The sequence below is a fragment of the Eggerthella sp. 1_3_56FAA genome, from assembly GCF_000185625.1.
In the GTDB taxonomy this organism is placed as follows: Bacteria; Actinomycetota; Coriobacteriia; order Coriobacteriales; family Eggerthellaceae; genus Eggerthella; species Eggerthella lenta.
The window spans coordinates 295,291-315,450 of record NZ_GL622579.1; the positions used below are offsets into that span (position 1 = coordinate 295,291).

A 20,160-nucleotide genomic window follows, 5' to 3' on the forward strand; every position below is an offset into this window, starting at 1 on the left:
TGTGCACGGCTCCCTTCATGGACATCGCGTCGTACCTGTGAGACGAAGGGGCGGGGTCGGTGTCCCGCTTCGATCGCAGAATGAGGCAACAACCTCGTCCCCTCGTCTCGCTCCCTCGTCTCGTCGTCTCGCCCTGTCGTCGTTTCGTGCTTGCGAATGCGCGATTCTCGCCGGCGATGCCGACGAAGCGCGCTAGAATATACACGGTTGTATTTGGCTAGAGATGTAGGAAAATCCGCGCCAGCCGACGACGGCGCGAGGAAGCTCGGGGCATGGAGAATTTCAGCATAGACGAACGCAGCGGCGTGCCCATCTGGGTGCAGCTTCGCAACCGCCTCGTCTACCTTATCCAGACCGGGCGCTACCAGCCCGGCGACCAGCTTCCCACCGTGCACGAGATGGCCGTCAACCTCAACATCAACTACAACACCGTGAACAAGGTGTACCGCAGCATGGAGACGTCGGGTCTCATCATGTCGAAGCGCGGGCGCGGAACCTTCGTCGCCGAGAATCCCGCGTTCGACGACGAGGACTCCCTGGAGTCAACCATCGATGCGATGATGGGCGATTTCATCCGCCAGTGCGAGGAGCTGGGCATGACGCGCGAAGAGATAGCGGGTCGCCTTCAGGACAAGATCTCCCGGATGGGATAGGAGCGAGCTATGGTCAAGTTCGGCAAACGCGGCAACGAGCGTGCGAACGACGTGCTGTCAGGCGGGGAGGAGAGCGTCTCCGGCAGGCGCAAGGCATCGCGCCGCGGTGCGGTGGTGCTGGCCGTGACGCTGTTCCTCGTTGCGTTCGCCCTCGTCCTGGCTGCGACGTTCCCCTTCCGCTCGGCGTTCACCGTGGCGCTCGCCGTGGTCGCCGGCCTGGCGCTGGCAGGCAGCGTGCACATCGCCTACGAATGGGAGCGTGCCGTGGTGCTGCGCTTCGGCCGGTTCCACCGCCTCGCCGGGCCGGGTCTGTACGTCACCGTCCCCGTGGTGGATTCGGTGACCATCGTCATCGACCAGCGCATCTCGTCCATCTCGTGTTCGGCCGAGCAGGTGCTCACGGCCGATCTCGTGCCGGTGGATCTCGACGCCGTCGTGTTCTGGATGGTGTGGGATCCGAAGAAGGCGTGCCTGGCTGTGGAAGACTACGAGCACTCGGCGTCGCTCGTGGCGCAGACGGCGCTGCGCGACGCCATCGGCCAGGTGGAGATCGCCGAGCTGTCCATGCAGCGCGCGCATATCGACCACCAACTGAAGAAGAGCATCGAGGAGAAGACTGAGCAGTGGGGCGTCACCATCAACGACGTGGAGATCCGCGACATCCGCATGCCCCAGGAGCTGCAGAACGCCATGAGCGCCGAGGCCCAGGCGCAGCAGGAGCGCAACGCCCGCGTCGTGCTGGCCGAGGTTGAGAAGGACATCTCCGACATGTTCATCGAGGCCGCGCATGCCTACCGCGAGGACGACCTGGCGCTGCAGCTGCGCATGATGAGCCTCGTGAACGAGAGCGTGAAGGAGGGCGGCAACATGGTGGTGGTGCCGAGCCCCTACGCCCAGGGCTTCACAGGCGACATAGCCTCCGCCCTCAAGGGGAAGAAGTAGCCCCTTCTGCGGCAAGCAAGGGCGCCATCCTCTCGGCAGTGCCCGTAAACGTACAAATGTTTCACGTGAAACAATCGTTCGCGCAAACAAATGTTTCACGTGAAACATCAGGGCCGTCGGATGCGGGTCGCCGGCTTGCTGACAGCCCGCCTCTGCCCGCCGCAGGCGCCGCTGCTCTCCTGATCCGTATCTCGCCGATAGCCCGATCGAGCGTCTTCGCCTGTCCGACACCGTCGGCCGCTCGTTCGCGAACGGTTGGTTGCGGGATCGGAAAGGCCAACTACGCGACGGCGGATTCTGCTATGGTGCGATAGGGGAGCGGACGCTTCCAATGACGGCGCGGCTGCGCTCGGTAAAACATTTTCCAAAAGGTAATATATGATAACTGACATGGGCATACGATGTCGACAAGGCGTTGCTCCCGCAAGGCGAAGGTCGCAAGGGCATCCCGCTCTCGCGACCTTCGCCGCGTTTTCCGCACCGTTCGCAGACGTCTAAATTATTCTTGAAATGAACATATTCAATTTCCTATTTAACTATATTACTATGAAAACAGTTAATTAGAGGTCGAGGAAACGGTCATGAGTCACTGAGAAAGGGGATGCAATGACCACAGACGAGATGAGCGTGACGCGTCGGGGTTTCGTCAAGGGAACCGCCGTCGCGGGCGCCGGCCTGGCGATGTTGGGCGCGGCGGGGGCGATGACCTCCGCTGACGGATGGCTGGTTCCGGCGCATGCCGAGACCGCCGAGGAGTACACGGCGTTCACCTACCACCAGTCCCACTGCGGCGGCATGTGCCCGCTGGCGTGCACGGTGCGCGACGGGCGCATGGTGTCGGTTCAGCCGAACCACTGCTGCGACGACCGGTACGAAACCATCTGCGTGAAGGGCATTTCCGAGGTCCAGCACATCTACGGCGACCATCGCGTGCAGACCCCGCTTCGACGCACCGGAGAGCGCGGCGCGGGCGAGTTCGAGCCTATCTCGTGGGACGAAGCGCTCGACGAGGTGTGCGACAAGCTCAAGGAGCTCCAGGGCAAGTACGGAAACGATTGCGTGGTCATCTCGACGGGCGCCGAAGCGAACTTCCCGTGGCTGGCCGCCGTGCTGGGCGCGCAGGTGGATGCCAGCTCCGGCATCGACGTGGGCATCGGCAACGGTTTGGATCCTGCCATCGGTTTCGGCGGCGGCTACGCGATGGCCACCTGCGAGGCTCGCGACTGGGTGAATTCCAAGCTCGTGCTCAACGTGGGCAGCAACTTCCTGGAGTCCAGCCTGCCCAACGTGCGCCTGTTCTTCGAGGCGAAGGAAGCTGGCACCCGCATGGTGACGGTGGATCCCCACTTCTCCACGACGGCCGGCAAATCGGATCAGTGGGTGCCCATCACGCCGGGCACCGATGCCGCATTCTTCCTCGGCATGGCCAGCGTCATCCTCGACGAGCAGCTCTACGACGAGGACTTCGTGCTGAACCACACCTCGCTTCCGTTCCTCGTGGACGTCGCGACGGGCAAGCTGCTGCGCGACCACGCGGAGGATCCGAATGCCGAAGAGCCCGAGACCGGCGAGCAGAACCCCTTCTTCGTGTGGGACACGGCGACGAACGCGAAGGCGGCCTACGACGTCGCGGCCGTGAAGCCCGCTCTCGAGGGCACCTTCGACGTGGACGGCGCATCCTGCACCACGGTGTTCTCGCTCCTCAAGCAGAAGCAGGTCGAGTACACGCCCGAGTGGGCTGAAAGCGTAAGCGGCGTGCCCGCCGCCACCATCCGCCAACTTGCCCGCGAGTACGCCGAGGGTCCTGCCTGCCTGGCGCTGGGCTGGGGCGGCAACGACAAGATGGGCAACGCCGACATCGCCGGCCACGCTGCCGCAACGCTCGTGGCCCTCACGGGCAACGTGGGCAAGGTGGGCGCCGGCGTGGGCGTGTTCGTGGGCGGCAGCTACAACGGCCATGCGGGCACGCTGGGCGCCTGGGAGCTTCCCGAGGACATGACGGCCGGCACGCTGGAGATGCCGCTGTACGATGCCCGCGAGGGTAACGCCAAGGTGCGCGCCTGCATCTTCTGCGGCGATGTGCTCCAGCAGCACATCGGCAACATGAACAAGACCACCGAGTTCGCGCGCGGCCTCGACTTCATCGTCACCATCGACCCGTACTTCACCGAGGGCGCGAAGTGGGCCGACGTCATCCTGCCCGCCACCACGCGCTTCGAGAACGACGCGGAGGTGGGGAGCGTGAAGATCGGCTACAGCAACATCGTGCTGCAGAACAAGATCATCGAGCCGTTGTTCGAGGCTCGCACCGACTTCTGGATCGGCAAGGAAATCGCCAAGCGTTTCGGCAAAGACCAGTACCTGCCCGCCACGTCCGAGGAATGGGTGGCGAAGGTGCTGTCCTCCTCCGAGGACCCGTACGTCTCCGCGCTCACCATCGACAAGATCAACGCTGCGAACGGCGTGTATCCCCTCGAGGGCATCGAGGAGCCGCGCCGAGAGTTCATGGACCGCGTGTTCGCCACCCCCTCCACGCGCATGGACGTCTACTACGACGCTCTTGTGGAATACGGTCAGGCGCTTCCCGCCTACGAGCCGCCGCTTGAGGCGCACGCCGGCAACAAGCTGGCCGAAACCTACCCGCTGCAGCTGGCGAACGTGCGCACGCGCTACCGCATCCACAACCAGTTCAACGATGCCAAGTGGATCCAGCAGTTCGCCGAGCCGCGCATCGAGCTGAACCCCTCTGAAATGGAGAAGCGCGGCCTGGCCACGGGAGATGCGGTGGAAGTGTTCAACGACCGCGGCTCCTTCAAGTGCCGCGTGAAGGCCAACGAGTCCATCCGCCCCGGCAGCGCGCGCATGTTCGAGGGGCAGACGGCCGACTTCCTCATCGAAGGCAACGTCCAGAACGTCACGAACGACGGCTACGTCGAGCGAGGCGCCGAGCTCATGTGCGGCCCGGTCATCCCGTTCTCCGATACCCTCGTCGAAATCAAGAAAGCGTAGGTGAGCGATCATGACCAAGCTTGGCATCGCCATCAACCTTGAGCGTTGCGTCGGGTGCAACACCTGCGCGAACGCCTGCAAGATGCAGAACAACATACCCATGAACATGCTGTACATCCGCGTGGAGACCGACGGCGTGGATACCGCCGACGGCGCGCAGGGGACGTACCCCGACCTCAGCCGCACCTACATCCCCGTGGCGTGCCAGCACTGCGAAAACCCCGCCTGTCTGAAGGTGTGCCCCGTGGGCGCCACGTACAAAGACGATATGGGTCGCGTGGAAATCCACTACGACAAGTGCATCGGCTGCCGCATCTGCATGGCCGCTTGCCCCTACAACGCCCGCGTGTTCAACTGGAGCGAGCCCGAGCGCGATCCCAACTGGAACTACGGCGACAAGGACGTGCCGGTGCGCCCGAAGGGCGTGGCGGAGAAGTGCACGCTGTGCAAGGAGCGCACCGACCGCGGCGACATCCCCATGTGCGTGCGCGTGTGCCCGGGCCGCGCCCGCGTGTACGGCGACTTGGACGATCCCGAGTCCGAGATCTCGAAGGTCGTGCGCGAGAACCATGCCTATCAGCTGCTCGAGGAGTTCGGCACCCGCCCGCAGCTCCGTTACTACAACGCGTAAGGGGGCCCAGATGGAAACGAAGCGAATCTCCCGTCCGGTCATGGTGGTTCTGGCCGTGATCGCCGCCGCGGGGGCGGCCGCCTGGATCTACCAGACCATGTTCGGTTTGGGCGTGACCGGCATGAACAACGGCACCTCCTGGGGCCTGTACATCGCCGCGTTCATGTTCTTCGTCGGCTTGTCCGCCGGCGGTTTGATCGTGGCCTCATCGGCATCGATCTTCCACGTCACCGAGTTCAAGAAGGTGGCGCTGCCGGCCGTGTGCGTGTCCACGGTGTGCATCTGCTGCGCGGGCCTGCTGGTCATCCTCGACCTCGGCGGCGTGGCGCGCATCTTCAACCTGATCATTTCCCCGAACTTCATCTCGCCTCTGTTCTGGGACATCTGCGTCATCTCGTGCTACCTGGTCATCAACCTGGTCTACCTGTACTTCATGACCTCGAAGAGAGCCGACAAGTCCAAGATCGCCATCGTGTCGCGTTTCGCCCTGCCCATCGCCATCCTCGTGCACACGGTGACGGCGTGGATATTCGGCCTGCAGATCGCCCGCGAGGGCTGGCATTCGGCCATCATGGGCCCCTTGTTCGTGGCCTCGGCCATGGATTCCGGCCTGGCGCTTCTGCTCATCGCGCTGGCGTGGATGAACCGCCGCGGCATCTGGGAGACGTCGAAGAAGCTCATGGGCATGCTGGCGGGCCTTCTGGCCACCTGCATCGCCGTCGACGGCTACATGGTGGGTTGCGAGCTTCTGACCACGGGCTATCCCGGTTCCGAGGGCGGCTGGCACGTGCTGTCCCAGATGTTCTTCGGCGCCACGGCCCCGTACTTCTGGATCGAGATCATCGTGGGCGTGCTCATCCCGTTCACCATCCTCGTGTTCGCGAAGAACCGCCAGAAGACCGGCCTCATCGTGTTCTCCTCGGCGTGCGTGGTGGTGGGCGTGTTCTGCAAGCGCGTGTGGCTGCTGTTCAGCTCGTTCATCACGCCGAACACCTTCGGCGGCCCGGGTCTCATCGACGGCACGTCGGCCGCTACCTCCGGCATGGACGTGTGGGCGGCGACCAGCTGGTACGCGCCCTCCTGGGTGGAGTATGCGGTGCTTCTCGGCGTCATCGCGCTGGGCGCGCTGGCCTTCCTCATCCTCGTCGAGCGCTTCATCATGAAGGCGAAGCCGACCGACCTCATCGACGCCGACGCGGCTGCCCACGGCGTGGCCGACGCGAAAGCGAGCTCACCCTCCTGCTAGCGTGCGCGACCTCCTCTCCGAGCACGCTGCGGCATCACGGCTCGGCAAGCGATCCCCGCGCTTGCCGAGCCTTTTTCGGGTCAGGCGTCTTCCCGTCGTTTTCCCGCTTTTGTTGGTGCGTTCGGGGCGAATTCCGAGAAGAGCGCTTGGGATATTTGCTATGATAGTCAAACTATATCGAGCCGAGAAGGAAGGAACACGCATATGACGCGCAAGATCAACATCTTCGATACGACGCTTCGCGACGGCGAGCAGTCGCCGGGCGCCTCCATGAACACCGAGGAGAAGCTGGTCGTGGCGCGTCAACTTCTCCGGCTCAACGTGGACGTCATCGAGGCGGGCTTCCCCATCTCGAGCCCCGGCGACTTCGAGTCCGTCCGCCGCATCGCGGAGCTCGCAGGCGACCAGGCAACGGTGTGCGGCCTCACGCGCGCGGTGGAGAAGGACATCGACGCCGCGGCCGACGCGCTCAAGTACGCCAAGCGTCCGCGCATCCATACCGGCATCGGCGTGAGCCCGAGCCACCTGCGCGACAAGCTGCGCATTACCGAGGACGAGTGCGTCGAGCGTGCGGTCAAGTGCGTGAAGTACGCCCGCAACTTCGTCGAGGACGTGCAGTTCTACGCCGAGGACGCGGGCCGCTCCGACTACGACTTCCTCGTGCGCGTCATCGAAGCCGTCATCAAGGCCGGCGCCACGGTGGTGAACATCCCCGACACCACGGGCTACTCGCTGCCCGAGGAGTTCGGCGCGCGCATCAAGTACCTCATGGACCACGTGGACGGCATCGAGAAGGCCACGGTGTCGGTGCACTGCCACAACGACCTCGGCATGGCCACCGCGCTGTCGCTGGCTGGCGTGAAGAACGGTGCAACCCAAGTGGAATGCACTATCAACGGCTTGGGCGAGCGCGCGGGCAATACGGCCATGGAAGAAGTGGTCATGGGCATCAAGATGCACGGCGACGAGCTGGACGCCTGCACCGAGATCAACACGCGCGAGTTCATTAAGGCGAGCCGCCTCGTGTCGTCCATCACCGGCATGAACGTGCAGGCCAACAAGGCCATCGTGGGCGCGAACGCCTTCGCGCACTCCTCCGGCATCCATCAGGACGGCGTGCTGAAGAAGCGCGACACCTACGAGATCATCGACCCGGCCGACGTGGGCGCGGGCACGAGCCAGATCGTGCTCACGGCGCGCTCGGGGCATGCGGCCTTGAAGCACCGTCTGGAGGAGCTGGGCTACGAGCTGGAGGGCGAGGCGCTCGACCAGGTGTACGAGGCGTTCCTCAACCTGGCCGACAAGAAGAAGGAAGTGTACGACGAGGACCTCGAGAGCCTCGTGAACGAGCGCGACCGCAACGAGAGCGCCCTCTACGCGCTTGAGGGCGTGCAGGTGAGCACGGGCTTCCCGCTGACCCCGACGGCCACGGTCACGCTGCGCAACGCGGCCGACCAGGTGGTCACTGCCTGCGAGTACGGCACGGGTCCGATCGACGCGGTGTACAAGGCCGTGAACAAGATCGTGCAGGTGGACAACGAGCTGACCGAGTTCTCGGTGCAGTCCGTCACGCGCGGCATCGACGCGCTGGGCGAGGTGACCATCCGCGTGACCGCGCCCGACGGCGGCGTGTACACGGGCCGCGGCGCGGACAACGACATCATCGTCTCGTCCACGAAGGCCTACCTCAACGCGCTGAACCGCCTGCTCAACGATAAGCAGGAGCATCGTCGCTAGCGCGCGAAGCGAACCGGCAGCGGCGGCCCGTCTTCGGACGGGCCGCCGTCGTTTTCGGGAGGGGGCAGGCCGGCGCGCCCGAGGTGCTGCGATCCGCGGGCGTTCGACAACGACTCGAACGGCGGGGTTTGCCCATGTCGCTGCATCTTCTCGCTTGCTACCATGAAAGAAAGTCCGCGCAAGCGCAGCGACGCAGGGCGTCGAGGGAAGGACGTGATATGGCGCAGGTGAATCCGAGGCACGTGGATGCGGTGATGGAGCTGATCAACCGTTCGCCGTACTTCGAGCTGCTGGGCATCAGGTTGACGGCGCTCTCGGAGGGGGCGTGCACGGTCGAGGCCGTGTTGGAGCGCAAGCACCTCAACGCGTTCGGCGGCGCGCACGGCGGCGCGTACGCGTCGCTTCTCGATTGCGCTGCGTACTGGGCGCTGTACTGCTCGCTCGACGAGGACGAAGGCTTTACCACAGTCGATTTGAACGCGTCCAACCTGCGTGCGTCGGGGCCGGGACTGGTCGTCGTGGAGGGTCGGGTCGTCAAGCGCGGGCGCACCATGTGCCTATGTGAAGCGGAGCTGCGCGACGCCGAAGGCAGGCTCTTGGCGCACGCGACGTCGAAGATGCTCGTGGGGGCGCACCTGCAGCCGATGAGCGCTGCCGTGCGCGAGCTGGGAGCGGGCGCGCTGCCGCCGAAGTTCCTCGCCTGAATGCGCGCCGCACCCTGCCATCCTGAGCGCAGCACCGAAGGTGCGGAGCCGAAGGAGCTCGTGCGGCGCTAGCCGCGAGTCTTCCCGCTAGCGCCGCTCAGGATGGCAGGGTGCGAATGAATTACAGGTTGCGGCGAAGCTGGGCTTCCTTGATCTGCGCCTCGAGGGAGCTGTGGATGATGTTGGCGAAGGGGCCGGCCTGCCCGGTCAGCCGATCGGCGCCGGGCTGGTCGCACTTGCGGATGAAGTAGTACAGAAACGCGCAGGTGTAGAACTCGGCCAAGAACTGGATGTTCTCCTGGGGCAGGTAGCGGTTCGCCAAGATGAGGTCGATGTCGTTGCGCAGCGCGGGCAGGTACAGGTGGTACAGGTAGTTGCGCAGCGAGTAGGGGTTCGTGTCGGCGAGAGCCTGGGTGTAGAAGTTGCGCTTCGCTTCCAGCACATGGGCGAAGCAGTCGAAGAACTCGGCGTGATCGAGCGAGCGCACGCCCGACTTCTGCAGGATGTAGAAGGGGAACTGCGCGGAGGAGTCGGTCGCACCGGTCTCGTACACGAGCGTGCTTTCGGGGAAGCGGCGTTTGAGCTCCTGACCGAGGTCGTAGCGGAAGATCCACGTGATAAGGCAGTCCTTGTTCTCGAAGTGGTAGTAGAACGTCTTGCGGTTCTTTCCCGTTCGCTCGATGATGTCGCTGATGGACACCTTCTTGAGCGGCATCTCGTCGCATAGCGCGACGAAGGTGTCGGCGATGAGGAGCATCGTGCTGAGCGCGTTCATGGAGTCGGGCCTCGCTCTCGGTAATGATGATTGTGCCACGGCTATTATACGTCGCGTTTTCGTACATTTCTAGGACAAACTTCAAAATATGTGCAGTGATAAACTTCGACTCTTCCGGTCGAGAAGGGGCGATTTGGGGATATTCCTGGTAAAAAGAGACTCATCCTAAGCAATATTGGGAGACTTTTTTCACGATGACTTACCAATATGGAAATACTGTCCATCGTATCGTCCTTTTGCGGAGCCTACAATGATGGCAACGAGGAAACCGTGCTCTTCGAGAGGGATAGTTCGCACGGATCGACCTCGCGCCAATCGCGCAGAGAGACGCTTGGCACTGTTCAAAAGCGGAAAGGGGTTTGCATCGTGGCAAAGTATCAGAAGCTGCTGGAACCGTTCAGCATCGGCGGGGTGGAGATCAGGAACCGGTTCGTCATGCTGCCCATGACGATCGAGAAGGTCGACAACTATCATATTTCGGACGACTTGGTGGACTTCTACGAGCAGCGCGCCAAGGGCGGCGTGGGCCTGATCGAGGTCGGCAGCGCGTACATCTGCGATTGCTTCGATACCGAGCCGAAGTATCACACCACCACCGGAGCCTGCGGCATTTGGTCCGACGAGTTCAACCCGGGTTGGCAGCGCGTCGCCGAGGCGTGCCATAAGCATGGCGCGAAGGTGGCCGCGCAGCTGCAGCTGTGCTACGAGTGGCGTGCGAGCGGCTCCGACCCGCTGCTGTCCTACGCTCCGTCCAAAGACGTTCCCAGCGGCCCGTTCGTGGGCATGCCCGAGCGCGAATACACCAAAGAAGAGATCGCCGTCGTGGTGAAGCAGTACGGCGAAGCGGCCAAGCGCGCCAAGGACAGCGGCATCGACATCATCGAGATCCATGCCGGCATCGGCTACATGGTGATGCGCTTCCTGTCCAAGTACTCCAACCATCGCACCGACGAGTACGGCGGAAGCGCCGAGAACCGCGCCCGCTTCCTGTGCGAGATCGTCGACGAGATCCACAAGACCTGCGGCGACGACATGCCCATCCTGGTGCGCATCTCCGCCGACGACCTCATGCCGAACGGCAACCGCATCGAGGACACCCTCGAGATCATCCCGATCGTCGAGAAGCACGGCGTGGACGCTTGGAGCGTGCAGGCCGGCTTCCACGAGGCTCCGCGTCCCGTGGCGAACCAGATCGTTCCCGAAGGCGAGTTCATCGACCTCGCCAAGCAGGTGAAGACCGTCACCGACAAACCGGTGTTCCCCGGAACCCGCATCAACACGCTCGACATGTGCGACAAGGTGGTCACCCAGGGTTACGGCGACGCGGTGGGCATGGCTCGCCAGTTCATCGCCGATCCCGACACGGCCGCCAAGGTGGCCGCGGGCCATCCCGAGCAGGTTCGCCCCTGCATCGTGTGCAGCCGCTGCCTGGACAACATCTTCATCGGCAAGCCCTGCCAGTGCTCCGTCAACGCCAACGTGTGGGAAGGCGTCGAGGTGGGTCTGCCCGAGGACAAGCCGGCCGAGGCGAAAAAGCACGTCGTGGTGGTGGGCGCCGGCCCCGGCGGCCTGGAAGCCGCTCGCGTCGCAGCCGTGCGCGGCCACAAGGTGACCGTGCTCGACAAGTCCGACCGCGTCGCCGGCCTGCTGGGCATGGCGCAGGTGCTGAACGCCAAGATCGAGCCGCTCGTGTCCTACTGGAACGAGGAGATGAAGCTGCACCCGAACATCGAGCTGAAGCTGAACACCTACGTCGACGTCGACACGGTGAAGGCGCTCAACCCCGACGAGGTCATCGTCTCGCCCGGCGGCGGCATCATCTCGCTGGACGTGCCCGGCATCGACGGCAAGAACGTGGTGAAGTCCGAGGACATCAAGGAGATGTGCGCGGGCAAGGTGCCCGAGGGCAAGGGCATGCTGTGGAAGGCGGCCGTGGCGGCCATCAAGGCGCAGGGCGGCACCGTCGGCTTCATGCGCATGGGCCTGAACATGGCATCCGGCCCCACCGCCATCGTGGGCAAGCGCGTCGTGGTCGTGGGCGGCGGCTTCGCCGGCTTGGAAGTTGCCGAGGCCATGTGCGAGAACCGTGAGATCACGGTCATCGAAGAGGCCAAGAAGATGGGCAACGGCATCGGCATCATCGACAAGAACCCCACCATCAACCTGGTGAAGTCCAAGGGCGTGAAACTCATGCCGCTGACCAAGCTCGTCGAGGTCACGAAGAAGGGCGCGAAGGTTCAGAACGTGGAGACCGGCGAAGAGCAGCTCATCGAGTGCGACACCGTGCTCACGTCGCTGGGCGTCGAGCAGAACACCAAGCTCTACGACGAGATCGCGAAGGCGTTCCCGAACGCCAAGCTCATCGGCGACGCGACCACGCCGGCCGGCAAGGTCTACCGCACTCTTGAGGCCGTCAAGGGCGGCTACCAGGCTTCGATGGCGCTGTAGGCGCGAACGATCGGGCACTGCCGGGAGCGCGCTTGACCGCGTGCTCCCGGATCGAAGCGGAGATGCCGCATCGCTGCAAGGTCGGCATCCCGCATAAGGGTTCAAACACGCTTGCGTGTTTCGAATATAGGGAAAACGTTAAGGAGGAAGCATGGATTTCGCATACACCGAGGAACAGCTCCGCATCAAGAAGGGCATCCGCGAGTGGGCCAAGGAGAACCTGACGGAGGAGGTCATCGCGGCCGGCTACAAGAACCGCGGCATCGCTCCCGAAGTGGCGAAGGCGTGGGTCGATTCGGGTTGGGGCATGTACGGCCTGCCCGAGGAACACGGTGGAAAGCCCGTCGACCATCAGACGATGGCCATGATCATCGAAGAGCTCAACCATGCCGGCGGCAACATCCCCATGGCTCCCAACCTGCTCATCATGTTCGACGTGTGCGAATTCGGCACGCCGGAGCAGATCAAGTTCGCGATGGACTACTACAAGGAGAACGGCTACCCGCCGTACTGCCTGGCCATCTCCGAGCCCGAAGCGGGCTCTGACAACCAGGGCATGGAGTGCTTGGCCACCCGCACGGGCGACGGCAAGGTGCACATCAACGGCGTGAAGACCTGGGTGACCCAGGGCGAGCACGTTGACGGCTTCATCGTGGTGTGCAAGGACGAGGATCCGTCTCGCGAGAACAAGAACATGTCCATGTACCTGGTGCCGGCGAACGCGCCGGGCGTCACCATCGAGCCGCTCAACAAGATCGGCATGCAGATCATGCCCTTCGCGATGATCCACTTCGACGACGTGGTCATCGACGAGACCGACCTCCTGGGCATCCAGGGCAAGGGCTTCTACCAGCTCATGAAGAACTTCGAGTGGGAGCGCTGCGTGCTTCTGGCCGAGCTGCTCGGCGAGGCGCAGGCCGCCATGGAGGACGCGTGCGCCTGGACCAACGAGCGCATGCAGTTCGGCAAGGGCATCAAGACCTACCAGCTCGTGCAGGAGCACATCGTCGAGATGCAGATCGAGCTCTCGAACACGCGTAACTTCCTGTATCGCACCTGCTGGAAGATGGACAACGGCATCCCGGTGAACAACGACGCCGCCATGCTCAAGCGCTACGGCGCTCCGGCGCTCACCGACTGCTGCTCGCGCGCGCTGCAGCTCATGGGCGGCCTCGGCTTCACCGACGAGACCCGCGTGTCCCGCCTCATGCTGGACTGCCGCGGCTTCCAGATCGGCGGCGGCACGGTGGAGATCATGGTGCACATCTCCGGTCGCGGCATCCTCAAGGAGTACGCGAAGGTCGTCGAGGATCCCGATTACCTGTACACGATCTAACCCGACGCTGCAACAAGCAAGAAAGAACGCCCCGGCTTCGGCCGGGGCGTTTTGCGTGTCGTCCCGAGCGGAGCGCCCGCTCGGGATATCGGGCTGGGCCGGCAGGTTCTACTTGAACGAGCCCTTGCCGCCGTGGCAAGTCATGCCGATGGCGCGGATGGAGCAGTACGAGCGGTACTTGCAGCGCCCGCAGGCGCGCTTGCGGCCCTTGTGCGACGGGTCGTAGAGCCCGATGACGCCCACCGTGCTGTAGCGCGGCTCGAAGACGCCGTCCTTGCCCAGCTTCAGACCCAGGCGCTTCTCGGATTGCGTGTAGAACACGAACTGCGAGCGCGTGTCCAGCGGGAAGTCGCCCATGCCGGGGCTCAGGCGATCGTCGGTGTAGAGGCCCTCTTCCATAGCCGCGGCCACGATGGCGGCGTTCACGTGGTCGGCCGCGCTTTCCACGAGCGCTCGGGCGCAGGCGTCGGCCAGCGCGCGGTCGAGCTCGTCGGCGTCGGCGGGCAGCGCGGCGGGGTTGTCGGGGCCGATGGTCACGGCCATGAGCGCGCAGTGCGCAGCGCGGCGCAGGCGCTCGTAGACGCTTTGGCCGTGGAACATCATCATGGTGCCCACCAGCTTGATGGCCGGCTCCGAGTACTCGGGCGGCAGCGTGCAGATGGCGGGGTTGAACAGCTTGTACACGCCCCGAGGGTCGTAGGCCGCCAGGCACGCCTCGATTGCGGCGTCCACGCGGGCCGCCGCCTCGACGCCGAGGGCGTCGCCGTCGATCGATTCCGCGCCGAGCGCGGTCAACGCTTCGGGTGCGAGCTGCGAAAGCGCCTCCGAGCGCTCGAGCGCCTCGACGGTGCAGGGGACTTCTATGATCTGCCGTACCGATCCGGCCATGGGATGCTCCTTCGCGCGGGGTTTCTTGCTGTAAAGATCATAGAGCAGCGTCGGCGCGGATTGACCGGCTATTTTGCCGCGAGTGTGCGGTTTTGAATTCCGCAGGTGTGATGAACCGTCGAGTTCTTGCGAAATCGACGAGTTGGATGACATGAAGGCCAACAAACAAACTCGTTTGACCAGTCTATATGCCCAGGGAGGTCGTTTTGACCGTAGGCAAGCGATAGACGGAACCTATTATTTAAAGGGGAATCAATAGGAAATAGGAATGGATCGCCGCCCCTTCCGGGTGCGGCGGCCGTTTCGCGCGGGGAAGGGGCTGCATGTACGAGCTGACGCAAGAGGAACGCATGATCCTTTCTATGGTGGACGACCTGTGCGTCGACGTGGTGGCCGAGCGTGCGGCTGCCATCGACGAAGAGGACGAGTTTCCCCAGGACATCTACGAGCTGTTCGTGGAGCAGGGGCTGTTCGCGCTCGCCTACGGCGAGGAGCACGGCGGCGTGGAAGTGAGCATGCACTGCTGGGTGCAGGTGATCGAGCGCATCGCGCGCGAATCGCCGGCCGTGGCGCTCATGATCCTCATATCGGCCATCGGGTCCGACGCGCTCGTGTTCTCGGGATCCGCCGAGCAGCAACGTGCCATCCTTCCCGCGCTGGCGGCTGGCGAGGCGAAGATCTGCTTCGCGCTGACCGAGCCGAACGCCGGCTCGGACATCTCCGCCATCTCCACGACGGCGTTGCCCGACGGCGATGGCTACACCATCAACGGCGGCAAGATATTCATCACGAACGGAGCGGTGGGCGACTGGTTCACCGTGTTCGCGCGCGTGGTGGAGGACGGGCAGTCGAAGCCGTCGTGCTTCATCGTGCACCGCGACACGCCCGGCCTCGTGATCGGCCGCAAGGAGGACAAGATGGGCTTGCGCGGCTCAGTGACCTCCCAGCTGTACTTCGAGAACATGCACGTGGGACCCGAAGCCGTGGTGGGCGAGGTGGGCGACGGGTTCGCCATCGCGCACCACACGCTGAACCGCGGCCGCTTGGCCGTGGCGGCGCTGGCCACCGGCGTGACGGCCGCCTCGCTCGCGGCCGCGGCCGCCTATGCGAAGGAGCGCATCCAGTTCGGAAAGCATATCGCGGACTTGCAGGCCATCCGCTTCATGCTGGCCGATATGGAGATCACGCTGGAAGCGTCCCGCTTGCTGTTGGACCAGGCGGCATCGGCGTTCGGCGGCGACATCCAGACGATGATGAAGACGGCGTCGGTGGCGAAGGTGTACTGCTCGGAGGCGGCGGTGAAAGCGGCTGAGACGGCCGTGCAGATATTCGGCGGCTACGGCCTGTGCAAGGATTATCCGGTGGAGCGCTACTACCGCGACGCGAAGTCGTTCACCATCGTCGAGGGCACGAGCCAGGTGCAGCGCTCGCTTATCGCGAAATCGGTGCTGAAGGAATACTAGGAGGAGTGCGGCGTCGCAGGGCGGCGCACGCGAAAGCGAGGAGGGCAGCGGCTATGGACATCGCAGTCTGCATCAAGCAAACCGTCGACACCGAAGCGGAGGTGGGCGTCGACGCCGAAGGGCGGGCGCTCACGGAGGGGCAGACGCTCGTCATCGACCCGTACAGCGAGTTCGCCGTGGAGCGGGCCGTGCAGCTGGCGGAGGAGCACGGCGGCGACGTGTCCGTCGTGTGCGTCGGCGGCGACGAGGCCGTGCCGGCGGTGCGCCATGCGCTGTCGATGGGGGCGTCGGCGGGTTACCTGGTCGACGACGCGGCGCTCGCCGAGGCGGACGCTGCCGTCAAGGCGCGCGTGCTGGCCGCCGCGCTGGAACGCGTGCCGGCCGATCTCGTGCTGGGCGGCTGCAAGTCGGCCGACACGGCGGGCGCGCAGACGATGCCGCGCTTGTCGGAACTGCGCGGCCTGCCGTGCGTGCAGGTGGTCACGGCGCTCGACGTCGACCCTGCGGCGGGCGTCGCGCACGCCACCCGCGAGATCGACGACGGGGTGGCCGTGGTGGACGTTGCATTGCCGGCCGTGATCACGGCGCAGCAGGGGCTGGCCGAGCCTCGCTATCCCAATGTGCGCGCCATCATGCAGTCGAAGAAGAAGCCCGTCACCGTATGGACGTTGGCCGACCTCGGCATAGAGGACGCGCTCGTCGATCCTCGGGCGCGCCGCACGCGCGTGGTGCGCTACCGCCCCAAGCCCGCGCGCCAGGGCGGTCGCATCGTGGAAGGCGAGACGGTCGCCGAAGCGGTGGCCGCCACGGTGGAGCTGCTGGAAACCGAAGCCAAGGTCTGGTAGGACGGGAAGGGAGAGCATCCATGGCAGAAGTATGGGTATACGCGGAGCCGAAGCACGGGACGTTTCCGCGCGTGACGTTCGAGATGTTGGCTGCCGCCCGCCGAATGGCGGAAGAGGCCGGAGGGGACGTGTCGGCCGTCGTGCTGGGCAGCGGGCTGGGCGAGGTCGATCTCGACCCGCTCGGCGCGGCGGGAGCCGACGCCGTGCTCGTGCTGGACGATCCGGCGCTGGATCCCTACACCACCGACGCCTACGCCGCAGCGCTGGAGACGCTGATCACGCAACGGCAGCCCGAGGCGCTGCTGCTCGCCGACGGCGCCACCGGGCTCGACGTGGCTCCCGTGCTCGCGCAGCGCCTGGGCACCGGCTTCGTCGCCGACGTGGTGGGCATCGAGGCCGACGCGCAGGAAGGCTTCGTGTTCACGCGCGAGCCGTACTCGGGCAAGGTGCTCGCGGACGTGGCGTTCGCCGCCGATGCGCGGCCAATGGTGGTCACCGTGCGCCCGAAGGCGTTCGAACCGGACGCGCCCGTCGAGGGTCGCACGGCTCCGGTGCTCATGCAGCACGTCGACGGGTTCGGCGACGTGCGCCAGACGGTGGCCGACGTGGTGCGCCGGGCGTCGGGCCGCGTGGAGCTGACCGAGGCCGACATCGTGGTGTCGGGCGGGCGCGGCACGAAGGGCGCGGAGGGATTCGCGCTCGTGGAGGAGCTGGCCGACGTGCTGGGCGCCGCCGTAGGCGCTTCGCGCCCCGCGGTGGACGAGGGCTGGACCGATATCCAGTTCCAAGTGGGACAGACGGGCAAGACCGTCGCGCCTTCGCTCTACATAGCCTGCGGCATCTCGGGCTCCATCCAGCATATGGCGGGCGCGGCGGCGTCGAAGTGCATCGTGGCCGTGAACAACGACCCGCAGGCCGACATCTTCAAGGTGGCCGACTACGGCATCGTGGCCGACCTGTTCGAGGCGGTGCCTCTTCTGACCGAGGCCTTCCGCGCGGGCAAGGCGTCCTAGCATGGATGCGGCGACGCCTTCGCGCGAGGCGCTGTGGAACATCGAGGGGTCGTGGCTCGTGTACCCCTGCTTCCTGTTGGTGCTGGTCGTCGCCGCGTACTTCTTCTGGCGGCGCTACCGCCTGTGGAAGATCGGCCGACCGCTTGAGCGCGGCGATCGCCCGCTCGAGCGCTTGAAGGGCGCGTTCGTGGACGCGCTCTTGCAGGTCACCGTCGTGAAGGAGCGGGGCGTCGGCATCGCGCACCTCGGGATGTACGTGGGCATGGCCGTCATGGTGGTGGCCACGGCGAGCTATGCGGTGCAGGTGGACCTGGGGCTCGACATCGCCAAGGGCGACTACTACCTGTACGTGCTGGCGCTCGGCACCGATATCGCGGGGTTGGCGTTCTGCATCGCGATGGTCGCCTGCATCGTGCGGCGGGCGGCCGGCAGGAACCCGTCGCTCGAGACGAAGCCGGCCGACATCGTTGTGCTGGCATGGCTGCTGGTCATCGGCGTCACGGGCTTCGTCGTGGAGGGGCTGCGCATCGTGGGTACGAACGATCCGTGGGCCGCGTGGTCGCCCATCGGCAATCTGTTCGCGCCGCTGTTCGCAGGCTTGAGCGCCGCCCAGGTGTCGACGGCGCACCAGGTTCTATGGTGGTTCCATATGGCCATCGCCTTCGGGATCCTGGCGTACTGGATGTACTCGAAGCTCGTGCACGTGCTGCTGGTCCCGGCCACCGTGTACTGCCGTCCGCTTGAGCCGAAGGGGACGCTGTCCTACGTCGACCTCGAGGACGAGGAGCTGGAAGAGTTCGGCGTGGGAAAGCTGGAGGACTTCACATGGAAGGACCTGCTGGACGCCGAGGCGTGCGTGCGCTGCGGCCGCTGCGAAACGGTGTGCCCTGCGCACGGAAGCGGCAAGCCGCTGTCGCCGAAGGACCTGATGCAGGCGCTCGACGCCCATCTGGGGGAGCGCGGGCCGCTCGTGCGCGCCGAGCGTCGGGCCGAAGCGGCGGGCGAAGCGTTCGAGCCGACCGAGGAGCAGCGGGCCGTGCTGGACAAGGCGCTCGTGGGCGACGTGGTCGCGCCCGAGGCGCTGTGGTCGTGCACTACGTGCGGCGCGTGCATGGAGGCGTGCCCGGCGCTGCTGGAGCACGTGCCGAAGGTGGTGGGCATGCGCACCTACCAGGTGTCGATGGAAAGCGCGTTCCCGTCGGAGGCTAAGGCGGCCTTCCGCAACCTCGAGACGAACGGCAACCCGTGGGGCTTGGGGTGGCAGAGCCGCATGGCATGGGCGGAGGGGCTCGACGTGCCCACGCTGGCCGACCGTCCGCAGGCGGAGTACGTGTACTGGCCTGGCTGCTCGGGAGCGTACGACGCGCGCAACCGCAAGGTGTCGCGCGCCCTCGTGGCGCTGCTGAGGCATGCGGGCGTGGACTTCGCCGTCATCGGCCCGGAGGAGAAGTGCTGCGGCGACGCGGCGCGGCGCATGGGCAACGAGTTTCTGTACTACCAGCTTGCCACCGAGAACATCGAGACGCTGAACGCCTACGGCGCGAAGAAGATCATCGTGCAGTGCCCGCACTGCGCCCAGGCGCTGGAGCGCGATTACCCGCAGCTTGGCGGCCGGTTCGAAGTGGTGCGGCACGCGCAGCTGCTCGAGAGGCTCGTGGCCGAAGGGAGGCTGCCGGGCGCGGAGCGGGCGGGCGCGCAGGCGGCGTTCGAGCGCGTCACGTACCACGACTCGTGCTACCTGGGACGCTACGCCGACGTGTACGACGAGCCGCGTGCGGTGGTGAAGGCGTGCGGCGCCCAGGTGGTGGAGATGGAGCGGACGCGCGAGAAGAGCTTCTGCTGCGGCGCGGGCGGCGGGCGCATGTGGCTCGAGGAGCGCGAGGGGCGGCGCATGAACGTCCTGCGCGCCGAGCAGGCGCGCGACACCGGTGCGGACGCCGTGGCCACCGCCTGCCCGTTCTGCCTGTCCATGCTGGAAGACGGCCTGGCGTCCCAGGACGATGCCCTGCCGGTACGGGACATCGCCGAGCTGTTGTCCGACGCGCTGGCTCTGTCGCGGTGATACCATGAGGAAAACTCCTTCCGCGCGTCGCGCGGAAGGGGCGAACCGAGCTGGATGGTATGCATGCGCAAGGAGGCGGGGCTATGAACGCGTGGAGGTCGGGCGAGATGCTCGAAGTGCCGATGAGCGAGCAGCTGGCCCGCGCCTACGAGGGGTTCTGCGCCGCAGGGACGGCTCCGGCCGTGCCGCGGCTGGCGGCCACGGTAATGCTGGTGCGCAGCCCGCGCGAGGTGTTCATGCTGCGCCGGGCGGCGACGATGGCGTTCGTGCCGGAGGCCGTGGTGTTCCCGGGCGGGGGCGTGGATCCCGCCGACGACGGCGCGCGGTGCTCGTGGATCGGCCCCGACGAGGAGGTTTGGGCGCGTCGCATGGGCACCAGCGCCGACGTGGCGCGCCGCGTGGTGACGG

15 protein-coding genes and 1 pseudogene are annotated in these 20,160 nt (G+C 65.4%); 14 read left to right on the top strand and 2 right to left on the bottom strand.

Features of this window, described 5'->3' with window-relative positions:
• The first annotated feature begins 272 nt into the window (after positions 1-272).
• The 7 genes from HMPREF1023_RS01265 to HMPREF1023_RS01295 all read left to right on the top strand — a co-directional run bounded on the left by HMPREF1023_RS01265 (position 273) and on the right by HMPREF1023_RS01295 (position 8,922).
• Positions 273-653, top strand: coding sequence for a GntR family transcriptional regulator (locus HMPREF1023_RS01265; RefSeq protein WP_009304315.1), 381 nt, complete (start codon positions 273-275; stop codon positions 651-653).
• Positions 654-662: 9 nt separating this feature from the next.
• Positions 663-1,595: an SPFH domain-containing protein gene (locus tag HMPREF1023_RS01270; RefSeq protein WP_009304316.1), complete on the top strand. Its 933-nt coding sequence runs from the start codon at positions 663-665 to the stop codon at positions 1,593-1,595.
• Positions 1,596-2,201: 606 nt separating this feature from the next.
• Positions 2,202-4,604 carry a molybdopterin-dependent oxidoreductase gene (locus HMPREF1023_RS01275; RefSeq protein WP_009304317.1) on the top strand — a complete coding sequence of 801 codons (2,403 nt, stop codon included), beginning with the start codon at positions 2,202-2,204 and terminating at the stop codon, positions 4,602-4,604.
• A gap of 10 nt (positions 4,605-4,614) precedes the next feature.
• Complete coding sequence (locus HMPREF1023_RS01280) at positions 4,615-5,235, top strand: 4Fe-4S dicluster domain-containing protein (RefSeq protein WP_009304318.1); 621 nt, start codon at positions 4,615-4,617, stop codon at positions 5,233-5,235.
• A gap of 10 nt (positions 5,236-5,245) precedes the next feature.
• Positions 5,246-6,481 (top strand): NrfD/PsrC family molybdoenzyme membrane anchor subunit, encoded by a 1,236-nt coding sequence (gene nrfD / locus HMPREF1023_RS01285; RefSeq protein WP_009304319.1) that lies wholly within the window; start codon positions 5,246-5,248, stop codon positions 6,479-6,481.
• Positions 6,482-6,685: 204 nt separating this feature from the next.
• Entirely contained in the window at positions 6,686-8,218 is a 1,533-nt protein-coding gene (locus HMPREF1023_RS01290; RefSeq protein ID WP_009304320.1) for a 2-isopropylmalate synthase, read from the top strand.
• Positions 8,219-8,436: 218 nt separating this feature from the next.
• A complete protein-coding gene (locus HMPREF1023_RS01295) occupies positions 8,437-8,922 on the top strand; it encodes a PaaI family thioesterase (protein WP_009304321.1) in 486 nt (161 codons plus the stop codon).
• Positions 8,923-9,043: 121 nt separating this feature from the next.
• Here the strand turns inward: HMPREF1023_RS01295 and HMPREF1023_RS01300 are convergent, their stop codons facing one another.
• Positions 9,044-9,697, bottom strand: coding sequence for a TetR/AcrR family transcriptional regulator C-terminal domain-containing protein (locus HMPREF1023_RS01300; RefSeq protein ID WP_009304322.1), 654 nt, complete (start codon positions 9,695-9,697; stop codon positions 9,044-9,046).
• 366 nt (positions 9,698-10,063) lie between these two features.
• Between HMPREF1023_RS01300 and HMPREF1023_RS01305 the strand changes: the two genes are divergently transcribed.
• Both HMPREF1023_RS01305 and HMPREF1023_RS01310 read left to right on the top strand, forming a co-directional pair.
• On the top strand, positions 10,064-12,145 hold the full coding sequence (locus HMPREF1023_RS01305) for an FAD-dependent oxidoreductase (protein WP_009304323.1): 2,082 nt from the start codon (positions 10,064-10,066) through the stop codon (positions 12,143-12,145).
• 151 nt (positions 12,146-12,296) lie between these two features.
• Positions 12,297-13,481, top strand: coding sequence for an acyl-CoA dehydrogenase family protein (locus tag HMPREF1023_RS01310; protein ID WP_009304324.1), 1,185 nt, complete (start codon positions 12,297-12,299; stop codon positions 13,479-13,481).
• A 108-nt stretch (positions 13,482-13,589) separates the two neighbouring features.
• On the opposite strand, the gene HMPREF1023_RS01315 is transcribed toward HMPREF1023_RS01310, so the two are convergent.
• Positions 13,590-14,369, bottom strand: a complete 780-nt coding sequence (locus tag HMPREF1023_RS01315; RefSeq protein WP_009304325.1) for a phage tail protein — start codon at positions 14,367-14,369, stop codon at positions 13,590-13,592.
• 323 nt (positions 14,370-14,692) lie between these two features.
• On the opposite strand from HMPREF1023_RS01315, the gene HMPREF1023_RS01320 reads away from it, so the two are divergent.
• From HMPREF1023_RS01320 to HMPREF1023_RS15600, 5 genes and pseudogenes are all read left to right on the top strand, one after another.
• Positions 14,693-15,832 carry an acyl-CoA dehydrogenase family protein gene (locus HMPREF1023_RS01320; protein ID WP_009304326.1) on the top strand — a complete coding sequence of 380 codons (1,140 nt, stop codon included), beginning with the start codon at positions 14,693-14,695 and terminating at the stop codon, positions 15,830-15,832.
• Between the two features lie 53 nt (positions 15,833-15,885).
• On the top strand, positions 15,886-16,677 hold the full coding sequence (locus HMPREF1023_RS01325) for an electron transfer flavoprotein subunit beta/FixA family protein (protein WP_009304327.1): 792 nt from the start codon (positions 15,886-15,888) through the stop codon (positions 16,675-16,677).
• Between the two features lie 20 nt (positions 16,678-16,697).
• Positions 16,698-17,690, top strand: coding sequence for an electron transfer flavoprotein subunit alpha/FixB family protein (locus HMPREF1023_RS01330; protein WP_009304328.1), 993 nt, complete (start codon positions 16,698-16,700; stop codon positions 17,688-17,690).
• Position 17,691: 1 nt separating this feature from the next.
• Complete coding sequence (locus HMPREF1023_RS01335; RefSeq protein WP_009304329.1) at positions 17,692-19,752, top strand: heterodisulfide reductase-related iron-sulfur binding cluster; 2,061 nt, start codon at positions 17,692-17,694, stop codon at positions 19,750-19,752.
• 83 nt (positions 19,753-19,835) lie between these two features.
• A pseudogene (locus tag HMPREF1023_RS15600) lies at positions 19,836-20,160 on the top strand (NUDIX hydrolase); the annotation flags it as partial.